Origin of the sequence: Vibrio sp. SALL6 (assembly GCF_002002385.1) — a bacterium.
Classification (GTDB): domain Bacteria; phylum Pseudomonadota; class Gammaproteobacteria; order Enterobacterales; family Vibrionaceae; genus Vibrio; species Vibrio parahaemolyticus.
This window is the reverse complement of record NZ_MQVK01000032.1, coordinates 1-2865: the sequence shown is the minus strand read 5'-3', so window position 1 is coordinate 2865 and position 2865 is coordinate 1. Positions and strand designations below refer to the sequence as shown.

Annotated in this window: 1 protein-coding gene; it reads right to left on the bottom strand. The window is 47.2% G+C overall.

From position 1 onward, the window contains the following. Positions 1-2865: tandem-95 repeat protein (locus BIW15_RS19995; protein WP_143694967.1), on the bottom strand; the 2865-nt coding region annotated here is incomplete at both ends.

The following is a 2865-nucleotide window of genomic DNA, read 5'->3' as shown; positions in this document are numbered from 1 at the left end:
AGGTTGCGACTACCGTATCAGTGTTCACTGCATCTTCAGTGATGCTTTCTACTGCATCAACCTTGATGGTTGGCGCATCGTTCACTGGATTTACTGTAACAGTTACTTTCGCTTCGTCGGTCAATTGACCGTCCGTTACGGTGTAGGTGATTTCAGCGTGGCCATTGAAGTTTTCTGCCGGAGTGAAGACGAGTTTGCCATCAACGATCTCTACTTTACCTTGTGCTTCAGGAACAGTCGCAGATTGGATCGACAACTTATCGCCATCCACATCAGTATCGTTTGACAGAACATCAATAGTAACTGCAGTGTCTTCTCGTGTCGTAGCGATGTCATCTTTCGCCACTGGCGCATCGTTGACCGGTGTCACATTGACTTCAACGGTGGTGGATTCAGACACACCGCCAGAGGTGACGATGTAGGTGAAAGTATCTTTACCGACGTAGTTATCATCTGGTGTGTAGGTCACCGTACCATCGTTGTTTACGATGACGGTACCATTTTTAGGACTATTCTCAGCGTCCAGAGACACCACTTTGTTGTCGCCTTCGAACGTGTCGTTACCTAAGACCTTGATGATGGTTGGCGTGTCTTCCACAACCGTCGCTTTGTCTGCCACGATGTCCGCCACAGGGGTAACTGTGAAGTCCACCGTTTGGCTAACACTTTCACCACTTGGGTCGGTAGCAGTAAACGTTAAGGTTTCTGAGCCGTTCCAGTCTGCCGTTGGAGTGATCGTGGCAATGCCATTGACGATCGCCACTTGGATGTTGCTGTTGCCAGAGACGCTAAACTTTAACTCGCCATCAACGTTATCCACATCGCTGAAAACGGTATTTAGATCGATGGTGTATGGCGTGAAGTCTTCTGCCAAGGTTTGATCTGCGACGTTGCTTTCAACAACAGGCGTGTCGTTTACAGCATTCACGGTGACTTTGACCGTTGCTTGGTCAGTCAGTGCGCCGTCGGTGACGGTGTAAGTAATCTCAGCGTCGCCATTAAAGTTCTCGGCCGGAGTGAAAACAAGTTTGCCATTCACCACTTCAACCGTACCCTGCTCTTTAGGAACAGAGGCTGATTCAATACTCAGCTTGTCGCCATCCACATCAGTATCGTTTGGCAGGACATCAATCGTCACTGGTGTGTCTTCGTCAGTAATCGCCGTGTCATCTTTTGCCACTGGTGCATCATTCTCTGGCGTCACATCAACGCTCACCGTGGTGGATTCCGATACCCCGCCTGACGTGACGATGTAGGTGAAAGTATCTTCACCGACGTAGTTGTCATCTGGTGTGTAGGTCACCGTACCATCGTTGTTTACGATGACGGTGCCATTTTTAGGACCATTCTCAGCGTCCAGTGACACCACTTTATCAGTGCTTTCAAACGTGTCGTTACCTAAGACGTTAATGATGGTTGGTGTGTCTTCGACTACATCCGCGCTATCAGCCTCGATGTCGACTACTGGTGCAACCGTAAAGTCCACCGTTTGGTTAACGCTTTCACCGCTTGGGTCTTTAGCTGTAAACGTAATTGTCTCTTTGCCATTCCAATCCGCTGTCGGAGTGATTGTGGCGACGCCATTCACAATAGAAATTTGGATGCTGTTATTGCCAGAGACTGAGAATTCTAGCGAGGAATCAGAATCTTTGAATACTTCATTCAAGTCGATCGTGTATGCATCGAAATCTTCCGATAACACTTGGTCTGCAATGGCATTTTCAACAGTCGGTGCATCGTTAACACGATTCACAACCAAACTGTCACTATCGCTAGCCGTTGGATTTACACCATCCGATACTGACGCGCTGACAGTCAGATCTTTAAGGTTAAGTTCATCATTGTTAACTGCATCGACGCCTGCTTGAGTCAACTTGACTTCATTGCCAACCAACACGAAGTAACCGTTTGAGTTATTTTCTAAAGAAACGGCTAATTGGTCTTCAGGCGTGTCAGTATCGCGAACCGTTAAGGTTGCGACTACCGTATCAGTGTTCACTGCATCTTCAGTGATGCTTTCTACTGCATCAACCTTGATGGTTGGCGCATCGTTTACTGGATTTACTGTAACAGTTACTCTCGCTTCGTCGGTCAATTCACCGTCCGTTACAGTGTAAGTAATTTCAGCATCACCATTGAAGTTCTCGGCCGGAGTGAAAACAAGTTTGCCATTCACCACTTCAACCGTACCCTGCTCTTTAGGTACAGAGGCTGATTCAACACTCAGCTTGTCGCCATCCACATCAGTATCGTTTGGCAGGACATCAATCGTCACTGGTGTGTCTTCGTCAGTAATCGCCGTGTCATCTTTTGCCACTGGTGCATCGTTGACCGGTGTCACATTGACTTCAACGGTAGTGGATTCAGACACACCGCCAGAGGTGACGATGTAGGTGAAAGTATCTTTACCGATGTAGTTATCATTTGGTGTGTAGGTCACCGTACCATCGTTGTTTACGATGACGGTACCATTTTTAGGACCATTCTCAGCGTCCAGAGACACCACTTTATCTTTGCCTTCAAACGTGTCGTTACCTAAGACGTTAATGATAGTTGGTGTTTCTTCGAACACATTCGTGCTGTCAGCCTCGATGTCGACTACTGGTGCAACCGTGAAATTCACCGTTTGGCTAACGCTTTCACCGCTTGGATCGGTGGCGGTAAAGGTCAACGCTTCTGAGCCGTTCCAGTCTGCTGTTGGTGAAATGGTAGCAACACCATTCACAATAGAAATTTGGATGCTGTTATTGCCAGAGACTGAGAATTCTAGCGAGGAATCAGTATCTTTGAATACTTCATTCAAGTCGATCGTGTATGTATCGAAATCTTCCGATAACACTTGATTTGCAATGGCATTTTCAACAG